Here is an 18175-nt window from a genome sequence, read left to right as displayed (position 1 = left end):
CGTCCGGCGCATGGCGCGCCGCTACAAGACCGCAGAAAGAAAACGACGCATGACCCTCGATGCAGCGCCCCCGCCCGTGACGCCGGCTGCGACGCCGGCCCAACACCTGCCCGCCGCGCCGCGCGAACCTGCGCCACGCGTGGTGTGGCACGTCGGGCGCGTCTCGCCCGGCGACCGCGAGCGCCTGCTCGGCCACAAGCCGCTGACGATCTGGCTCACCGGCCTGAGCGCGGCAGGCAAGTCGACGCTGGCCTTCGCGCTGGAGAAGCAGCTGACGGACCGTGGCCGCGCCTGCTATGTGCTCGACGGCGACAACGTGCGCCACGGCCTGAACCGCAACCTGGGCTTCTCCGTGCAGGACCGCGCGGAGAACATCCGCCGCGTGGCCGAAGTCGCACGGCTGATGAACGACGCGGGGCTGATCGTCATCACCGCCTTCATCTCGCCCTTCCGTGCCGACCGTGCGCTGGCCCGCGACATCATCGGACCGGAGCACCTGCGCGAGGTGCATGTGAGCACCTCGCTCGCCGTGTGCGAGTCTCGCGACCCCAAGGGCCTCTACGTCAAGGCGAGAGCCGGGGAGATCGCCGAGTTCACCGGCATCACGTCTCCCTACGAGCCGCCCCTGCAACCCGCGCTGGCGATCGACACCGGGCTGCTGACGATCGAACTGGCGCTGGCGGAATTGCAGCGGCTGGCGGACGCTGGCTGAGCCCGGCCGAAGCGATCGGCGATGCCGCCCTGCCTAGAATCCGCCCGATGCAACCTCACCCGAGCGCCGCGCGCGAACGCATCCTCGCGACCGCGCACGACCTGTTCTACCGCGACGGCATCCGCGCCACCGGCATCGACCGGCTGATCGCCGAGGCGGGCGTGACCAAGGTCACCTTCTACCGGCACTTCCCGAGCAAGGACGACCTGGTGCGCGCCTTTCTCGACTACCGGCACGATGGATGGATGGCCTGGTTCATCGATGCGCTCGGCCGGCGCGGCGCACACGCACCGGCGCCCGACGGCAGCAGCCTGCTGTTGCTGGCCGATGCACTGGAGGAATGGTGCGCGCAGCCTGTCTTCCGGGGTTGCGCCTTCATCAACACGGTCGTCGAACTGGCCGACGCGATGCCCGATGCCGTCGCGGTGGCGCGTGCCCACAAGGACGACATGACCGCCGTGATCGCCCAGCTGCTGCCCGCCGACCCGACCCGTGACGCGCTTGCGCAGGCCGCGGCGATGGCTTTCGACGGCGCCATCGTGCGGGCGCAGATGGCCCCTGATGCCGTGCAGCGGCAGGCCGCCGCAGACACCTTGCGGCTGATGCTGCGCAGCCTCGTCCGCCTGGACGATCGCTGAGACGTCGAAATGAAAAAAGCGCCACGAGGGCGCTTTCTTCATCGATTCGGCCCTGGCGGACCTGCATGCGCTCAGACGCGTTCGGCCACCCAGGCCTGCACCGACTGCATGGCCGCGGGCAGCTTGCCCGCATCGGTGCCGCCGGCCATCGCCATGTCGGGCTTCCCGCCACCCTTGCCGCCGACCTGCTGCGCGACGAAGTTGACCAGTTCGCCGGCCTTGACCTTGCCGACCGTGTCGCTCGTCACGCCGGCTGCGACCTGCACCTTGGCGCCGTCGACGGCGGCCAGCACGATGACCGCGGTCTTGAGCTTGTCCTTAAGCTTGTCCATGGTGTCGCGCAAGGTCTTCACGTCGCCGCCTTCCAGCGTGGCGACCAGCAGCTTGATGCCGTTGACGTCGACCGCCTGCGCGATCAGCTCGTCGCCCTTGGACGACGCCAGCTTGCCCTTGAGCGTGCCGACCTCGCGCTCCAGCGCCTTCATCTGGTCGAGCACCTGCGACAGGCGGCTCTGCAGTTCGACGGGCGCGGTCTTGAGCGTCTGCGCGACGGTCTGCACGGTCGATTCGAGGTCCTGCAGGTAGGCCAGCGCGTTGGCACCGGTGATCGCCTCGATGCGGCGCACGCCCGCGGCCACGCCGCTTTCGCTGGTGATCTTGAACAGGCCGATGTCGCCGGTGCGGCTCACGTGCGTGCCGCCGCAGAGTTCGCGGCTCGAGCCGATGTCGAGCACGCGGACCGACTCGCCGTACTTCTCGCCGAACAGCATCATCGCGCCGGTCTTCTGGGCCGATTCGATGTCCATCACGCGCGCCTGCGTGGCGGCGTTGGCGAGGATCTCGGCATTCACGCGCTTCTCGATCTCGAGGATCTGCGCGTGCGTGACCGGTGCGTTGTGCGCGAAGTCGAAGCGCGTCTTGTCGGCGTCGACCAGCGAGCCCTTCTGCTGCACGTGCGTGCCCAGCACCTCGCGCAGGGCCTTGTGCATCAGGTGGGTCACGCTGTGGTTGCGCATGGTGGCGGCGCGGCGCTCGGTGTCGACGCGCGCGGTGACGGCGTCGCCGACCTTCAGCGTGCCTTGCGTGAGCGTGCCGTGGTGGCCGAACACGTCGGCCTTGATCTTCTGCGTGTCCTCGACGCCGAACTGCACGCCTTCGGCGGTCAGGATGCCGGCATCGCCGATCTGGCCGCCGCTCTCGGAATAGAAGGGCGTGCTGTCGAGCACGACCACGCCCGGCTGGCCTTCGGTCAGCTGCGCGACGGACGTGCCTTCGAAGTACAGCGCGGCCACGGTGGCGGGCGCTTCGAGCAGCTCATAGCCGGTGAAGGTGTTGCCCGCGCCCGCGTATTCCAGCGCGCGGTCCATCTTGAACTTGCCGGCCGCGCGGCCGGCGGCCTTCTGCCGTTCCATCGCGGCGTTGAAGCCGGCCTCGTCGACCTCGACACCGCGTTCGCGGCAGACGTCGGCCGACAAATCGAGCGGGAAGCCGAAGGTGTCATGCAGCTTGAAGGCGACGTCGCCCGGCAGCACCTTGGCGCCGCCAGCCAGCGCCGTGTCGAGGATTTCCATGCCGTTGGCCAGCGTCTCGAAGAAGCGCTCTTCTTCGGCCTTCAGCGTGTCGGTGATGCGCTGCGCGTCGGCCACCAGCTTGGGGTAGGCGTCGCCCATGAGCTTCACGAGGTCGGGCACCAGCTTGTGGAAGAAGGGCTTCTTCTGGCCGAGCTTGTAGCCGTGGCGGATGGCCCGGCGGATGATGCGGCGCTGCACGTAGCCGCGGCCTTCGTTCGACGGGATCACGCCGTCGGCCACCAGGAAGGAAGTGGCGCGGATGTGGTCGGCGATCACCTTGAGCGACGCGTTGCCGAGGTCCCGCGTGCCGGTCTCGCGCGCGGCGGCCTTGATCAGCGCGTCGAAGATGTCGATCTCGTAGTTGCTGTGCACGTGCTGCAGGATCGCGGCCAGCCGCTCCAGGCCCATGCCGGTGTCGACGCAGGGTGCGGGCAGCTTTTTGACCGAGCCGTCGGGCTGCATGTCGAACTGCATGAACACGTTGTTCCAGATCTCGATGTAGCGGTCGCCGTCTTCGTCGGGGCTGCCGGGCGGGCCACCCGCGATCTCGGGGCCGTGGTCGAAGAAGATTTCGGAGCACGGGCCGCACGGGCCGGTGTCGGCCATCATCCAGAAGTTGTCGGACATGTAGCGGCCGCCCTTGTTGTCGCCGATGCGCACGACGCGCTCCGGTGGCAGGCCGATCTCCTTGGTCCAGATGTCGTAGGCCTCGTCGTCCTCGATGTAGACGGTGGCCCAGAGCTTGTCGGCCGGCAGCTTGTAGACGGTGGTCAGCAGCTCCCAGGCCCAGGTGAGCGATTCGCGCTTGAAGTAGTCGCCGAAGCTCCAGTTGCCCAGCATCTCGAAGAAGGTGTGGTGGCGCGCGGTGTAGCCCACGTTCTCGAGGTCGTTGTGCTTGCCGCCGGCACGCAGGCAGGCCTGGACGGACGCGGCGCGCACGTAGCTGCGCTTGTCTTCGCCGAGAAACACGTCCTTGAACTGGACCATGCCGGAGTTCGTGAACATCAGGGTCGGGTCATTGCCCGGCACGAGGGAACTCGACGGGACGACCGTGTGCCCCTTGGATGCGAAGAAGTCGAGGAAGGTCTTGCGGATGTCTGCGACGCTGAAAGTGGGCTGGCTCATCTTGGAATCTTGTAATACCGGGATGCCTCGAGGTGCCTGGGTGCACCTAAATGCTTGATTTGCTTGAACATTCGATTATAGGTTTCGGCCACATCCCCGCTGCCCGCGCAGGGATCGGCCGGCGCTCTGTCCTTACCCGGTCTTTCCCTCGGTTCTTGCCCCGGCGTTGCCCCGGCCGCACGCCGCCTTTACGCGGTGCGGAGGCCGCGGGCGCGCCTCAGGCGGGGCCGTTCTCGTCGCCGTCCTCGTCGTCTTCGCTGCCATCGTCGGCGTCGCTGTCGGCGAGTTCTTCGACGCTCACGGCATCGAGGTCTTCGATGGACGTCGCCACTTCCATCGCGTCCCTCGGGAAGACGCCGATGCGATCGGGCATGACGTCGGCATCGTCGACCGGTGCAGCGGCGTCCGCGGAGCCACGCTCGCCGGTGCCGGCCGCGTCGCTCGTCGCGCCGTGGGCCATCGGCAGGGCGCCTTCGTCGCCGTCGTCGATGGCGGTGTGGTTCAGGTCGGTCTGCACATCGCTGCCGCTGTCGCTGCTGTCGCTCGGGCCGAGTGCGTCGACATCGGTTCCCTTCGGCTGGGCGGGCGCGTGCTCGCCACCGAGGATGCTGCTTTGTGCCATGGACTTGTCCTTTCAGTAATGCATTGACGATCGGTCTGCACTCTGCCGGCGGCCCGCCGCCGCGCCTGTGAGAACCGGCCCACGCACGCTGTCGGCCGGCGGGGCGTCCGCTCGCGTGTCAGCTCAGACGGTCGCCACGCGGAGCAGTTCCGGAAAGCGCTCCCGCAGCGCACCGGCGGGCATCGGCCGGCCGAAGAAGTAGCCCTGCAGGTCGGTGCATCCGTTGGCCGAGAGGAAGTCGCGCTGCGCGGCGTTCTCGACGCCTTCGGCCACCACGCGCAAGCCCAGATGGCGGCCCAGGTCGAGCAGCGTGCGCACGATGCGCTCGGCCTCGGGGCTGGTGTCCATGTTCGATACGAAGGACCGGTCGATCTTGATGATGTCGGTCGGGAACTGCAGCAGATGGCTCAGCGACGCATAGCCGGTGCCGAAATCGTCCAGCGCGATGCTCATGCCGAAGCGGCGCAGTTCGTGCAGCGCGTGCCGGATGGCGTCCGTGTCCTGGAGCAGCACGGTTTCGGTGATCTCCAGCACCAGCTGGCGCGGCTGCAGGTCATGCTGGAGCACCAGTCGGATGATGTTGCTGACCAGTTCCCGTTCGTTGAACTGCCGGGCCGACACGTTGGCGGCAAAGTGCAGATGCTCGGCCCACTGGGACGCTTCCTTGCAGACGGTCTCCAGGACCCACTGGCCGATGTGGACGATCAGGCCGGTATCTTCCGCCACGGGAATGAACTGCTCCAGCGTCCACGGGTTCTTGTCGGGCTCCTTCCAGCGCAGCAACGCCTCGAAGCCGGTCGGCTCACCGGTCACGGCCGACATGATCGGCTGGTAATGAAGCTCGAAGCCGTCGTCGTGCAGCGCGTTGCGCAGTGCATCCTCTATCAGCCGCCGTGTCTCGACCTGCGCCGCCATGTGAGGCGCGAAGTCGCTCCATGTGGCCCTGCCCTCCGCCTTGGCGGTGTAGAGCGCCAGGTCGGCGTTCATGAGCAGCGTGTCGGGGTCGATGCCGTCGTCGGGCACGAAGGTGATGCCGATGCTGACCTGCGTGCTGGTGTAGTAGCCGTCGAGGTCGCAAGGCAGGTTCACCGCATGCGCCAGGCGTTTGGCGAGTGCGTGGACCTCCTCGCGCGAGGAGATGTCGCGCTGCAGGACGGCGAATTCGTCGCCGCCGAGCCGTGCGACCAGATCGGTCTTGCGGATCGTCTGGCGCAGCCGCGCACCGATGGTCTTCAACAGGATGTCGCCGGCCGGATGCCCCAGCGTGTCGTTGATGTTCTTGAAGTTGTCGAGGTCGAGCAGCAGGATGGCCGAAGACTTGTCCGATGCCGCGGTTCGCCGCAATTGCTTGAGCTGCTCGAAGAACAGGTTGCGATTGGGCAGGCCGGTGAGTTCGTCGTGCCGCGCGCTGTGCTCCGCCTTGGCGGTCAGCCCGAACTGCACGTGAACCTGGCGCACCCCCAGGGCGACGCACAGGCCGATCGCCAGCACCGCCACGCAGGACGTGAGGATGATCGGCAGCGCGTCGGCGCGCCACGCGGCGGACAGCCGTTCGGTGGTCGTGCTGGTGATCACGGTCAACGGGTAGTCGTTCAGCCCCTGCGAAGCCCAGAGCCGCTCCTCGCCATCGAGTGACCGGCCGTCGGCCACCATGCCGCGCCGCGTGCTGCCGCTCGCAGCGACGGCGTGCGGAATCGGGTAGGTCTGGCCCAGCGCACTCTCGATGCGCGGCACGCGCAACAATAGTTCACCGTCGTTGCGCACCAGGTTGATCGAACTGCTTTCCCCGGCGCTGATGGACGCGAGGAAGTTCTCGAAGTAGGACAGCTGGATCGCGCTTGCGATCACGCCGAGCATCGCACCGGACGGGCTGCGGATCTTCTCCAGCCGATAGATGATCCACTCGCCGTCGAGGCGGCTGCGGACGGGTTCGCTGATGTAGCTCAGCACGTCGTTGCCGGCCAGGGCACGGAAGTACTTGCGATCGCTCACGTTCAGCGCCTTGTCGGGCCAGGCGCGCGAAGTCACCAGCACATTGCCCGTCGCGTCGAGGATCTGGATGACGTTGACGAAGACCAGTCCCTGCTTCTTGTTGCGCAGCGACTCGAAGACTTCCGGCCGGGCGGCGTACCTGGCGAGATCGTCCGCGGAACGCAGGGCATCGGCCGGAAAGCTCTGCAGGATGCCGCCGTGCAACGCATCGAGCGCCTGGAACGTGCGGTCGGTCTGCTCGGAGACGACGAGCGCCAGCGTCGACAGCGCGCGGGCTTCGCCCTCGGTGCCACGGTGTTTCAGCACATAAGCCAGGGAAGCGGTCACGCCGATGATCCCGACGCACAGCAGGACGCCCGCCAGGACCAGCCAGTAGTCCAACCGGCCGCGCAGCCTCGCCAACACCATGCCGATCGGCAATTGCTTTTTGCTCAAACGCTGATTCCCCGCTCGAAGTCTTTGGTGGTAACTAATGTTAAGCGGTATTTCGGCGTGTACAGGCCAATTGGAGAGCCCGTACATGTAAATGGCGAGGCACAGAACATTTTTTGGGTACTTATGTATCCAAAAAATGACGCCCTTCGGGAATATCCCCAGAGCGTTGATTTTCCTTTGTCATCCGGCCGTTTCTCCTCTCACGAAGCCCTTTTTCGTACATAGGAAATAGGCCGTTTGTGGTGGTACGGCTATTGCGGACTTAAAGGCCAAGACATCCGGAAAACGCCATGAAAGCACCCCGTCACATTCCCGCAATCTTTCGCAAATGCGCGTCGGCATTGAAGAAATTCTGCCCTGCTCCGCGCATGCACGGCGGCGAAATGTATCTGGTTGTAGACCGGCGTTACGTAACGGTCCGGAACAACAACAACCCCACCAACCCCCACACGGCCACCGGCCGCCCGTGAACAACTTCGTAAACCAGAGGAAGACAAGCATGATTACCGCCCTTCTGTGCGTCGCCGCCGCCTTCGCGAGCCTCGCATTCTTCAGCCTGCTGCGCATCGCATCCAGCGTGGACGAGGATGACTGAACGGCCATCACGAAACCTGGCCGGATTGCATCCGCCCGGGCTTTGCATGCGTACTACCTTCACTGACATGGCTGACAGCACGTTACGGTTGAACCCGGGCGGGCCGGAGGCCGCGGTCGATGCAGGCAGGTCTAATGTTGTATGTAACAAACGCTCGTGAGCGCATAGGATGCGGCAAAAAAATCGAGACAAAACAGGAGTGAAAACTCCGGCGAAAGAAGGGATCGACACATGAACTGGAAAATCAACGCCGCCTTGGTGGCCGCACTCGTCGCGCTGTTCGCGCTCATCTTCCTGATCCCGATGGAACACGATCTCGCGCTCATCCTCGGCCTGGTCTCCATGGTGATCTTCCTGCTGATCGTCGCCAGCGCCGCGATGTTCTCGGTTCGCTGGCTCAAGGGCAAACTGCGCACCGTGCGGCACTGACATCGGCTGAATCGGTGGGGGCGGATCGCCGGGCTCGACGCTACCGTCGAGCGCCGACCGATGAGCGCGGCCTCCTGGCGGTACGCTCTCATCCCTACTGCCTCGAGGAATCGCCATGTCGATCGACTGGACTGCATTCACGCCCTGGTCGTCGCTGGCCGGCGGCCTCCTGATCGGCCTCGCGGCCGCCATGCTGGTGCTGTTGAACGGCCGCATCGCCGGCATCAGCGGCATCGTCGGCGGGCTGCTGCGGCCCGCACGCGGCGACGTCGCCTGGCGGCTTGCCTTCGTGCTGGGGTTGGTCGCCGCGCCGCTGATCCACGGACTGTTCGTGCGGCTGCCGGCGCTGCGGATCGACGCCGGCACCGGTGCCCTGGTGCTCGCCGGCCTGCTGGTCGGCATCGGCACCCGCTACGGCGCGGGCTGCACCAGCGGCCATGGCGTGTGCGGCCTGTCGCGGCTGTCGCCCCGCTCCATCGCGGCCACGCTCGCCTTCATGGGTGCAGGCTTCGCGACCGTGTTCGCGCTGCGCCACGTCGTCGGCATCTGAAGGCGTCCTGCACAAATGACCGTCTTCGCCGCATGGCTCGCCGGCCTGGTCTTCGGACTCGGACTCATCGTCTCGGGCATGGCCGACCCGGCCAAGGTGCTCGGATTTCTCGATCTCGGCGGCCATTGGGACCCGTCGCTCGCTTTCGTGATGGCCGGTGCCATCGCCGTGGGCTTCGTCGCATTTCGCAGCGTCCGCGGACGAGCTCGATCGCTGCTCGGCGCCGACATGGCCTTGCCGAGCAGCCGACGCATCGACCGCCGGCTCATCGCCGGGAGCCTGCTGTTCGGCGTCGGCTGGGGCATTGCCGGCTTCTGTCCCGGGCCCGCCTTGGTCGCACTCGGCATGGGCGAGCACAAGGCGCTGTTGTTCGTCGCCGCGATGCTCGTGGGGATGGGCATTTTCGAGTGGATGGAGCGCCGGCGAAGCGCGCCACCCCAGGGCTGAGGCGGCAAGGCTGAGGCTAGAATCCGCGTCGGTCCGCGGGTGTAGCTCAATGGCAGAGCTGTTGCTTCCCAAGCAACTGACGAGGGTTCGATTCCCTTCACCCGCTCCAGCCGAACCCTCAGAGTGCCATGTGCAGCTGCACGGCTACACGCGATCTTCTTGATCCCGGAACTCTCGGTGCGCCCGGAACGCGCCTGCCGTCAAATCGATATCCGCTCCGGCAATGTGCGTTCTGCGAGCCGTTCCCTGCCAATCATCGACAGCCGCAACGACCTCATTCACGATCAGCCGAGCCCGCTCGTCGTCGAGCCCGTAGAACGCGGCTGTACCCAGTACCGTTTCCAGATCGGGCCGGTTGTCCAGGTCGTCGATGTTCAGGACATGCTCTGCCTTGTCGATATTCGGATTGACGTCGAACGCTGGCGCAAGACGCCATCCGGTCCTGCCGAGCACAAGGCCATGGTTGCGCAGGTGATCGTCACGATTGCCGACCGCGACATTGAACGCTACGCGACGAAATAGCTGCGCCAAGTCTGCGTCCACATGCTCGGCATCGCCTTGCCGGCGGATGAACTGGGCCAGTTCCAGATAGCTCGTGCCTTCACTTTGTGTCTTGCGCAGCAAGGTCATCGCCGAGGCATAGAAACAGCGGGCGCCCTTGATGCGATCGAACCTCTGCACGCAAAAGGTGTGGAAATCGTTGTTGAGCGACATCAGCTTCGCAGGCGGAACATCCACGCCGGCTTTCCGGGCAAGCTCATGAACGACGTACTCCCAGGCCCCGACGTCCCGATCGTCGTCCCGGGCGGGAAACTTGCCGATCCAGAGTGAGCCGTCGGCCGCCGTGAAGTTGGCCTTCGGCCTGGCGCCCCCCAGCGATGCGCCCGGAGCAACGAGCACGGCGAGCCACTTGCGCAGGGCATCGAGGTCGTCGATGCGTCGGTTGCTGAGTTCGTGGGCCACGGCTTCCAGTTCGCGCAAGGTTGTCACCGGCGGAGCCGCCATCTTCTCGTCGCCAAGAAACGTATCGGTGCCCGACAGTCGAAAGCGCAAGGCGCCTTGACGGGTGAGATCCTGCACGCCGATGAGGAAGTCCCAGGCATGGAGCGTGCGGGGTGGCCGCTTCTCGTCCTTGGCCTGCAATGCCTCGCGGCGCTTCATGAGCGTCTGCCCCCAACGGTCGGGCGACGAGTCGAGGAATATCCCGAAATTACCCAGTTCCGGCTTGGGAAAGAAGGGGTGTTCGTCCAGGGAGAGGTCGGGATCCAGTGCAAAGGCGCGAGGGTCCTTCAGCCAGTCGCGTTCGTAGCGAAAACGAATCTGTCCGCGGTCATGCGCAAGCGTGCCAACCTGGCATGCGGGACTCAAGTGGTCGTCCAGCCAGACTTCCAGAGTCTTGTCCTGCTTGCTCATGCCGATTCTTCAGCGTCTGAGGCCGATGAGGACTTGACCGCGCCTGTCCGAGCGGTCGTACGGCGCTTGGGCACCGGTTGTGGCTCCAGTGCCAGGTCTTGCAGCTTGCGTCCGATCCTGTCGTCGGCAGCGAGCTGACCGAGGTCCGCTTCCAGGCCCAGCACCGCCAACACCCGGACATAAGACCCCAGCGTGGCACCGGCGTCACCGGCCTCGACCTTGTACAGCGTGGTCCTCGAAATCCCTGCACGTTGCGACACCACTGCGTTGCTCAGCTTGCGCCTCTTGCGGGCAAGGCGCAGCCGCTCTCCAAGCTCGGAAAGCAAGCGCTGCTCCTCCGGAAAAACGATCGGTGGTTTGCGTGGCATGTTCGCTATTTTGGACCAATGACTTCAAATTTGTCCAAAATAGCGATCTATTCGACGTGATACCTCGCGTCGTCGGGGCACTTCAAATTCGCAAGTCGCTCACGTCGCCCGGCTCTTCCCGTTCATCGCCGATCAGCAGCGACTGCACGTCTTCCTCGAAACCCGCCACCGGCTGCGCCTTGGCCAACACCATCCAGACCGAGAACGGCATCCGCGCGAGCGGCCGATGCACCGCCGCACGCGCGACGACCAGCCGCCCCGCCTCTTCGACCATCACGCCGCATTCGGCCGGGATCTCGTCCGGCGCGCCGATGCAGCGGCCACGCGCGTCGGCGCCGAGCACGTACCAGCATTCACCGCCGAGATCGAGATAGGCGGCCCGCTTGTCGGGCTTGCGCAAGTCGGCGATCAGGTCGGCCCGGCGCACCTTGATCTCGTGGACGATCGGCTGGGCATACGCCTCGACGCTGGTGTTGCGGATCGAGAAGACATCCGGCCGTGCGATGCACCAGCGCGGCTTGTCGCCTTCGTTGGCACCGGCCAGGCGTGCGCGAAGACCGAGGTTGCGCCAGGCGATGCGGCCGGCGCGCGTCATCTCGCGCGCCACGCGCTCGACCAGCGCCTCGTGCGCCGACATCGCCGCGCGGTTGACCACCAGCGTGCCGGCGATGTGGGCGATGCCGCGGTCGGTCACGCGCAAGGTCTCGTGCCCCGCAGCGGACCGCACGCGCTCCAGCAGTCCCGCGGCGAGCAGGTCGACCTCGATCGCATCGCAGCACGGCCAGCCCGCAGAGCGATAGACCTCGCGAAGCCGCCGCGCATGAAGTCGTCCCAGGACCCGCGGCGTGGCCTCGTCATTCATTGCGATGCCGGCATCTCTGGCATCTCGGGCGCCGGGCGGCGGGTCCGACACCGGCGGCGCGTGGCCGGGCTCGGTCAGCGGCGGATCGGCTGCGGGCGGGTCGACGGTCGGCGGCGGTGCAATCGGGGTCGTCGGCGTGGAAGGAACAGGAATGTCGGGTGCGGGCGGCGGCGGTCCGATCGGAGCGCTGGCGGCCTCCCGCTGCAGGGCAAGGGCAGTCATCGATGCAGGTTAGCGAAAAGGCACGGGCGTGGCGAGCGCAGGTTGTTGCAGAACGCTAACCGGCCCGCGCCGCCCTGCGTTCTCGTTCTGTCTCCAGGCCTCAGCCCGCCGCGCGCTGCACCTCGCGCACGCCCTGCCGGGCCGACAGCATGAGATTGCTTTCGCTGGTGCAGGCGCCGATGGTCTTGGCCAGCTGGCGGCTGACCGTGACATACGCGTGGCCGATGCGGCTGTCGAAGTACAGCATGTCGCCGCGCTCGAGATGGATGACCTCGCCATCCTCGAAGTGCACGTCGACCGCGCCGACCAGGATGTAGACGAACTCCTCGCCGTCGTGCCTTGCGTAGTCTTCGGGGCCGTTGACGCTGCGCGCATGCACCGTGCCGAGGATCGGGCTCATCTGCTTGCCGACCACCTGCGTGCCGAGGAACTGATAGGAGAACGCCAGCCCGCGATAGGTCACGCCCTCGCCCGCGCGCGTGACCACGGGGCGATCGAGCCGCCGCGTCTTGGCACCGGCCTCGGCAAACATCGCCCCCATGTCCATGTGCAGGGTGTGGCCGAGCGCAGAAAACTTCTCGTAGCTCAGCGCGAGCTGGCCGCGCTCGGCGCGCGAGATGGTGGTGATCGACACGCCGGACTGCTCTGCGACGTAGGCCAGCGTCCAGCCGAACTGCTTGCGCGCGGCACGCAGCCGCTTGCCGAAGGCCACGCGGTCGAGCGTGTGCGGCTCGGGTTCCGGCGCCGGGCTGCGCACGGCCCTTGCATCGGCTGCCTTGGACGCCTTGGCAGGCTTCGCCGGCTTGGACGCCTGGGCAGTCTTGATGGGCTTCGGAGTGGTCTTCGGGCTTGTCATGCAGGTTCTCGGATGGCTTCGATTCTGCCAGCGGACATCTCTTCTTCCTGGCACCGTCGATGCGAATCTCTGGCCTGAAAGTTGCGTATCTGCAAATTGCAGAAATGCAAATGCACCAGAAGAGGCTCATCGGATTGATTGCCATCATCGAACAAAAATTTGCATATGTGCAAATTTTCTTTAGACTGCGCGCACGCCGCCGATCACCACCGAAGGCAGCCCCCACGGTTCACCCACATGCAGAGCGCCATGACTGACACGGTCGATTTCCTCATCATCGGCGGCGGCATTGCCGCCGCTTCCGTCGGCTACTGGCTGGCACCGCACGGCCGCGTGCTGCTGCTCGAACGCGAGTCGCAACCCGGCTACCACTCTACCGGTCGGTCCGCCGCCCTCTTCATGGAAAGCTACGGCACGGCGCAGGTGCGGGCATTGACGATGGCCAGCCGCGCCTTCCTGCAGTCGCCGCCCGAGGGCTTCAGTGAACACCCGGTACTGAGCCCGCGCGGCGCGATGATGGTCGCCGCCCCCGGACAGGACGCCGAGCTCGCCGAGCACTGGGACATCCTGCGCGCGATGTCGCCGAAAGCGAAGCTGTTCGACAGCGAAGGCGCCTGCGCGATGGTGCCCGCATTGCGCGCCGATCACGTGCTCGGCGCGGTCTACGAGCCCGACGCCGCGGACATGGACGTGCATGCGATCCACCAGGGCTATCTGCGCGGACTGCGCCACGCCGGCGGCCGCATCGAATGCAGCGCCGAGGCCGAAACCATCGAGCGCGTCGGCGACATGTGGCGGGTCACGGCCGGCGGCCGGACCTATGAGGCACCGGTGCTGCTCAACGCGGCCGGTGCCTGGGCCGATGTCGTGGCTGCGCGTGCCGGCGTGCCGCCCATCGGCCTCGAGCCGCGGCGTCGTTCGGCCTTCATCTTCGCGCCGCCCCAGGGCTTCGCGGATACCGCGAAGTGGCCGATGACGGCAGCCGTCGACGAGACCTGGTACTTCAAGCCCGACGCCGCCATGATGCTCGGCTCGCCGGCCAATGCCGACCCGGTCGCGCCGCAGGACATCCAGCCCGAGGAGCTGGACATCGCGCTGGCCATCCACCGCATCGAGGAAAACACCACCATGACGGTGCGCCGCCCGACGCGCACCTGGGCCGGACTGCGCTCCTTCGTGGCCGACGGCGACCTGGTCGGCGGCTTCGACCCCGACGTGCCCGGCTTCTTCTGGGTCGCGGCCCAGGGCGGCTACGGCATCCAGACCTCGGCGGCCATGGGCGAGACCTGCGCCGCGCTGGCGCGTGGCCTGCCCGTACCCGAGCGCGTCGCCGGCTTCGGACTCACCGCCGACATGCTGAGCCCGTCGCGCCTCGCCAGCGTGCAGGCGCGGGCCCTGCAAGCCGTTCCGGGGACGGCGGTCGCGGGCGCCTGAACGCCGGCCACCACCGCCTCGCCTTCCGCTTTTCCCACTTCTCGTTCACCATCTCCAACAAGCCACGGAGCGCTCACCATGCGTGTCTTCAGCGGATCCCTCGCCACCGAAACCAACACCTTCGGCCCGATGCCGACCGGCCTTGCGTCCTTCAGGGACCGCGGCTACTTCCCGGCCGGCCAGCACCCCGAGCAGCTCACGCTGTTCTCCGGCCCGCTGTGCGCGGCGCGCATCCGCGGCAAGGAGGCCGGCTGGACGCTGATCGAAGGCATGACGGCCGGCGCCCAGCCCAGCGGCACGACCACCCGCCACGCCTACGAGACGCTGCGCGACGAGCTGCTGGCCGACCTGCGCGCCGCACTGCCGGTCGACATGGTGCTGCTCGGCATGCATGGCGCGATGGTGGCCGACGGCTATGACGACTGTGAAGGTGACCTGATCGAGCGCGTGCGCGCCATCGTCGGCCCCGACGTGGTGATCGGCGGCGAACTCGACCCGCACAACCACCTGACGCCCGCGATGGTCGACAACACCGACGTGCTGATCGCCTTCAAGGAATACCCGCACACCGACGTGCTGGAGCGCGGCCTCGAGGTGGTCGACATCTGCGCGGCCACGGTGGCGAAGAAGATCAAGCCGGTCCACGCGGTGGTCGACTGCGGAATGATCGTGACCATGCACACCTCGCGCCAGCCGGCACGCGGCTTCGTCGACCGCATCCAGTCGCTCGAAGGCAAGGACGGCGTGCTGTCGATCTCGGTGTCGCACGGCTTCGCCTGGGGCGACGTGCCCGAGATGGGCACCAAGGTGGTCGTCTACACCGACGGCGACCAGGCCAAGGCCGACGCGCTCGCGCGCCAGCTGGCCGACGAGCTGATCGGCATGCGCGAGGCGCTCGCCGTCAACTACCCGTCGATCGACGACTCGCTCGACCAGGCACTGGCCTTCGACGGCGGCCCGGTCGTGCTGGCGGACGGCGCCGACAACCCCGGCGGCGGCGCGGCCGGCGACTCGACCTTCATCCTGCGGCGCATGCTGGAGCGCGGCATCGGCAACGCCGCGGTCGGCCCGATGTGGGACCCGGTCGCGGTGCGCATCGCCTTCGATGCCGGCGTGGGTGCGCGGCTGATGTTGCGCGTGGGCGGCAAGATCAGCCCGCTGTCGGGCGACCCGCTCGACCTCGACTGCACAGTGAAGGCGCTGGTGCGCGACATGGTGATGACCGGCCTGGCCAACACGCCGACCGCACTCGGCGACTGCGCGCTGATCGAGACGCAGGGCATCGAGATCGTGCTGATCACGCTGCGCAACCAGGCGATGGGCACCGACGTGTTCACAGGCCTGGGCTGCGACCTGGCGGGCAAGAAGATCATCGTGGTCAAGTCGTCACAGCATTTCTATGCGTCCTTCTCGAAGGTCGCGAAGCACGTGATCTACGCGGCCGCACCGGGCGCCGTCACGCTCGACCTGAAGACCCTGCCCTACCGCAAGGTACGCCGCCCCAAGTGGCCGCTGGACGCCTGACCGCGCGCACGCCATCAACGCACGCACCGACACCTTTCCGCTTTCCTTCCTTCCCTGCCCTCGGAGATTCCAAGATGAAACGACGAACGCTTTCCGCCCTTGCATCCCTGACGCTGGTGGCCGCCGCAGGCGTCGCCAGCCTGCCGGCACTGGCGCAGACCAAGACCCTCAAGGTGGTCGCGCATGCCGACGTGAAGATCCTCGACCCGACCTTCACCACGGCCTACATCTCGCGCAACTTCGGCTACATGGTCTACGACACGCTGTTCGCGCAGGACGCGAGCGGCAAGCCGCAGCCGCAGATGGTCGAGAAGTACACGACCTCGAAGGACGGCAAGCAATGGAGCTTCACGCTGCGCCCGGGGCTCAAGTTCTCGGACGGCTCGCCGGTCACCTCGGCCGATGCCGTGGCGTCGCTGCAGCGCTGGGCCGCACGCGACAGCCTGGGACGCGCGATGGGCGCGGCCGGTGCCGACTGGAAGGCCGTCGATGCACGCAACTTCACGCTCACGCTGAACGAGCCCTTCGGCATGGTGCTCGACGCGCTGGCCAAGCCATCGGGCTTTCCGCCGGTGGTGTTGCCCGAACGCCTGGCCAAGATGCCCGCGACCTCGCCGCTGCCCGAAGTGCTGGGCTCCGGCCCCTTCATCTTCAAGCGCGACGAATGGGTGCCGGGCAACAAGGCGGTGTTCGTGCGCAACCCGAACTACGTGCCGCGCAGCGAGCCGTCGAGCGGCCTGGCCGGCAGCAAGAAGAGCAACTTCGACCGCGTCGAATGGCTCTACCTGCCTGACTCGAACAGCGCCGTCGCGGCCCTGAAGCGCGGCGAAGTCGACTTCATCGAACAAGTGCCGCCCGACTACATCACGCCGCTGCGTACCGACACCAGCGTCAAGATCGTTCCCGGCGGCTCCTACCAGGGCTTCCTGGTGCTGAACCAGCTGTTCCCGCCCTTCAACAACCCGAAGGCACGCCAGGCGCTGGCGATGGCGACCAGCCAGGAACGCTTCACCGCCGGCATGGGCTACCCGCTCGACATGCGCGTGACCTACTGCGCGACCTACTTCATCTGCGGCAGCCCGAACGAAACCGACGCCGGTGCCGAGCCCTACCGCAAGCCCGACATCGCGAAGGCCAAGGCGCTGCTGGCCGAGTCCGGCTACAAGGGCGAGAAGGTGGTGCTGCTGGTGCCGACCGACGTGACCTACCTGAACGCCGAAGCGCTGGTCGCGGCGCAGACCATGCGCAGCATCGGCATGAACGTGGACATGCAGAACTCCGACTGGGCCTCCATCGGCGCACGCCGCGCCAAGAAGGACGCGCCCGAAGCCGGCGGCTGGAACATGTACGTGACGGTGGCCGGCGAGTTCGACGTCAACTCGCCGATCTCCAACGCCTACCTGAGCGCGGCCTGCGGCAACAGCCTGCCCGGGTGGCCCTGCGACAAGCCGCTCGACGAGCTGCGCACTTCATGGATCAAGGAGACCAACCCGGCCAAGCGCAAGGAGCTGCTCGACGCCTTCCAGAAGCGCGCCTATGAAGCGATTCCCTACGTGAACGCCGGCCAGTACACGGCCGCCTCGGCCGCGCGCGCCAACATCAAGGGCCTGGACAAGCTCTGGTCGGGCATGCCGGTGTACTGGGCACTCGACAAGTAATCGCCGCGGGAAGACACCACGACCATGGGCTACATCCTTCGCCGCCTCGTCGCGACGCTCCCCGTGATGGCGGTGGTGGCGGTCGTGGTGTTCCTGCTGATCCACCTGTCGCCGGGCGACCCGGCCGCGCTCATCGCGGGCGACCTCGCCACCGGCGAGGACATCGACAAGCTGCGCGTCGCGCTCGGTCTCGACCAGCCGCTGTGGCGCCAGTTCGTGCTGTGGCTCGGCCGGCTCGCCACCGGCGACCTCGGCACCTCCATCTTCACGCAGGTGCCGGTGTCGCAACTGCTCGGCCAGCGGCTGGAGCCAACGTTGTCGATCGCGGTGCTCACCATGCTGCTCACGCTGGTGGTCGCGGTGCCGCTGGGCACGCTCGCGGCCTACCGCGCCGGCAGCTGGATCGACCGGCTGGTGATGCTGTTCGCGGTGCTGTCGTTCTCGGTGCCGGTGTTCCTGATCGGCTACTTGCTGGTGTTCGCGTTCGCGATCCAGTTGCCGTGGTTTCCGGTGCAGGGCTACTCATCGCTCTCCGATGGCGTGGGCGGCTGGCTGCGCGGGTTGGTGCTGCCCTGCGTGAACCTCGCGCTGGTCTACATCGCGCTCATCACGCGCATGACCCGCGCCACCGTGCTCGAAGTGCTACAGGAGGACTACATCCGCACCGCGCGGGCCAAGGGCCTGGGCGTGTTGCCGGTGCTCATCCATGCGCTGCGCAACGC

The 18175-nt window shown here is 66.9% G+C and carries 18 protein-coding genes and 1 tRNA gene; 12 read left to right on the top strand and 7 right to left on the bottom strand.

Going from position 1 to position 18175, the window contains the following annotated elements; all coding sequences use genetic code 11:
- Positions 1-49: 49 nt before the first annotated feature.
- Together cysC and AC07PZ_RS26720 are read left to right on the top strand one after the other, a co-directional pair.
- Positions 50-712, top strand: coding sequence for an adenylyl-sulfate kinase (gene cysC, locus AC07PZ_RS26725; protein WP_495298343.1), 663 nt, complete (start codon positions 50-52; stop codon positions 710-712).
- Between the two features lie 47 nt (positions 713-759).
- Positions 760-1350 carry a TetR/AcrR family transcriptional regulator gene (locus tag AC07PZ_RS26720; protein ID WP_495298196.1) on the top strand — a complete coding sequence of 197 codons (591 nt, stop codon included), beginning with the start codon at positions 760-762 and terminating at the stop codon, positions 1348-1350.
- A 71-nt stretch (positions 1351-1421) separates the two neighbouring features.
- Here AC07PZ_RS26720 and alaS read toward each other — a convergent pair whose 3' ends face one another.
- The 3 genes from alaS to AC07PZ_RS26705 all read right to left on the bottom strand — a co-directional run bounded on the left by alaS (position 1422) and on the right by AC07PZ_RS26705 (position 7095).
- Positions 1422-4046: an alanine--tRNA ligase gene (alaS, locus tag AC07PZ_RS26715; protein ID WP_495298195.1), complete on the bottom strand. Its 2625-nt coding sequence runs from the start codon at positions 4044-4046 to the stop codon at positions 1422-1424.
- Positions 4047-4263: 217 nt separating this feature from the next.
- Complete coding sequence (locus AC07PZ_RS26710) at positions 4264-4668, bottom strand: hypothetical protein (RefSeq protein ID WP_495298194.1); 405 nt, start codon at positions 4666-4668, stop codon at positions 4264-4266.
- A gap of 123 nt (positions 4669-4791) precedes the next feature.
- The gene (locus tag AC07PZ_RS26705; protein ID WP_495298193.1) at positions 4792-7095 is read right to left on the bottom strand and encodes a putative bifunctional diguanylate cyclase/phosphodiesterase; all 2304 of its coding nucleotides are present in this window, start codon (positions 7093-7095) and stop codon (positions 4792-4794) included.
- 290 nt (positions 7096-7385) lie between these two features.
- Here AC07PZ_RS26705 and AC07PZ_RS26700 point away from each other — a divergent pair, with 290 nt between their 5' ends.
- The 5 genes from AC07PZ_RS26700 to AC07PZ_RS26680 all read left to right on the top strand — a co-directional run bounded on the left by AC07PZ_RS26700 (position 7386) and on the right by AC07PZ_RS26680 (position 9225).
- Complete coding sequence (locus AC07PZ_RS26700; RefSeq protein ID WP_495298192.1) at positions 7386-7565, top strand: hypothetical protein; 180 nt, start codon at positions 7386-7388, stop codon at positions 7563-7565.
- A 356-nt stretch (positions 7566-7921) separates the two neighbouring features.
- Positions 7922-8119 carry a hypothetical protein gene (locus AC07PZ_RS26695; RefSeq protein ID WP_495298191.1) on the top strand — a complete coding sequence of 66 codons (198 nt, stop codon included), beginning with the start codon at positions 7922-7924 and terminating at the stop codon, positions 8117-8119.
- 115 nt (positions 8120-8234) lie between these two features.
- Complete coding sequence (locus AC07PZ_RS26690) at positions 8235-8669, top strand: YeeE/YedE family protein (protein ID WP_495298190.1); 435 nt, start codon at positions 8235-8237, stop codon at positions 8667-8669.
- Between the two features lie 15 nt (positions 8670-8684).
- Positions 8685-9116, top strand: coding sequence for a DUF6691 family protein (locus AC07PZ_RS26685; RefSeq protein ID WP_495298189.1), 432 nt, complete (start codon positions 8685-8687; stop codon positions 9114-9116).
- Between the two features lie 35 nt (positions 9117-9151).
- Positions 9152-9225, top strand: a tRNA-Gly gene (locus tag AC07PZ_RS26680).
- Positions 9226-9260: 35 nt separating this feature from the next.
- On the opposite strand, the gene AC07PZ_RS26675 is transcribed toward AC07PZ_RS26680, so the two are convergent.
- The 4 genes from AC07PZ_RS26675 to AC07PZ_RS26660 all read right to left on the bottom strand — a co-directional run bounded on the left by AC07PZ_RS26675 (position 9261) and on the right by AC07PZ_RS26660 (position 12837).
- A complete protein-coding gene (locus tag AC07PZ_RS26675) occupies positions 9261-10529 on the bottom strand; it encodes a type II toxin-antitoxin system HipA family toxin (RefSeq protein WP_495298188.1) in 1269 nt (422 codons plus the stop codon).
- Positions 10526-10897, bottom strand: coding sequence for a helix-turn-helix domain-containing protein (locus AC07PZ_RS26670; RefSeq protein WP_495298187.1), 372 nt, complete (start codon positions 10895-10897; stop codon positions 10526-10528). The genes AC07PZ_RS26675 and AC07PZ_RS26670 overlap by 4 nt, the downstream gene beginning before the upstream one ends.
- A gap of 82 nt (positions 10898-10979) precedes the next feature.
- Positions 10980-11981, bottom strand: coding sequence for a hypothetical protein (locus AC07PZ_RS26665; RefSeq protein WP_495298186.1), 1002 nt, complete (start codon positions 11979-11981; stop codon positions 10980-10982).
- Between the two features lie 100 nt (positions 11982-12081).
- Positions 12082-12837 carry a helix-turn-helix domain-containing protein gene (locus AC07PZ_RS26660; protein ID WP_495298185.1) on the bottom strand — a complete coding sequence of 252 codons (756 nt, stop codon included), beginning with the start codon at positions 12835-12837 and terminating at the stop codon, positions 12082-12084.
- A gap of 59 nt (positions 12838-12896) precedes the next feature.
- Here AC07PZ_RS26660 and AC07PZ_RS26655 point away from each other — a divergent pair, with 59 nt between their 5' ends.
- The 5 genes from AC07PZ_RS26655 to AC07PZ_RS26635 all read left to right on the top strand — a co-directional run.
- Positions 12897-13094, top strand: a complete 198-nt coding sequence (locus tag AC07PZ_RS26655; RefSeq protein ID WP_495298184.1) for a hypothetical protein — start codon at positions 12897-12899, stop codon at positions 13092-13094.
- Positions 13087-14271, top strand: a complete 1185-nt coding sequence (locus AC07PZ_RS26650) for an NAD(P)/FAD-dependent oxidoreductase (RefSeq protein WP_495298183.1) — start codon at positions 13087-13089, stop codon at positions 14269-14271. Before AC07PZ_RS26655 ends, AC07PZ_RS26650 begins: the two co-directional genes overlap by 8 nt.
- A 78-nt stretch (positions 14272-14349) precedes the next feature.
- Positions 14350-15795, top strand: a complete 1446-nt coding sequence (locus AC07PZ_RS26645; RefSeq protein WP_495298182.1) for a M81 family metallopeptidase — start codon at positions 14350-14352, stop codon at positions 15793-15795.
- A 74-nt stretch (positions 15796-15869) separates the two neighbouring features.
- Positions 15870-17453, top strand: coding sequence for an ABC transporter substrate-binding protein (locus AC07PZ_RS26640; RefSeq protein WP_495298181.1), 1584 nt, complete (start codon positions 15870-15872; stop codon positions 17451-17453).
- Between the two features lie 24 nt (positions 17454-17477).
- The coding region (locus AC07PZ_RS26635; RefSeq protein WP_495298180.1) for an ABC transporter permease at positions 17478-18175 on the top strand (698 nt) is incomplete at its 3' end.

Source organism: Variovorax sp. GW821-FHT10B04 (genome assembly GCF_059415645.1).
This window is presented reverse-complemented; position numbering and strand designations above follow the sequence as displayed.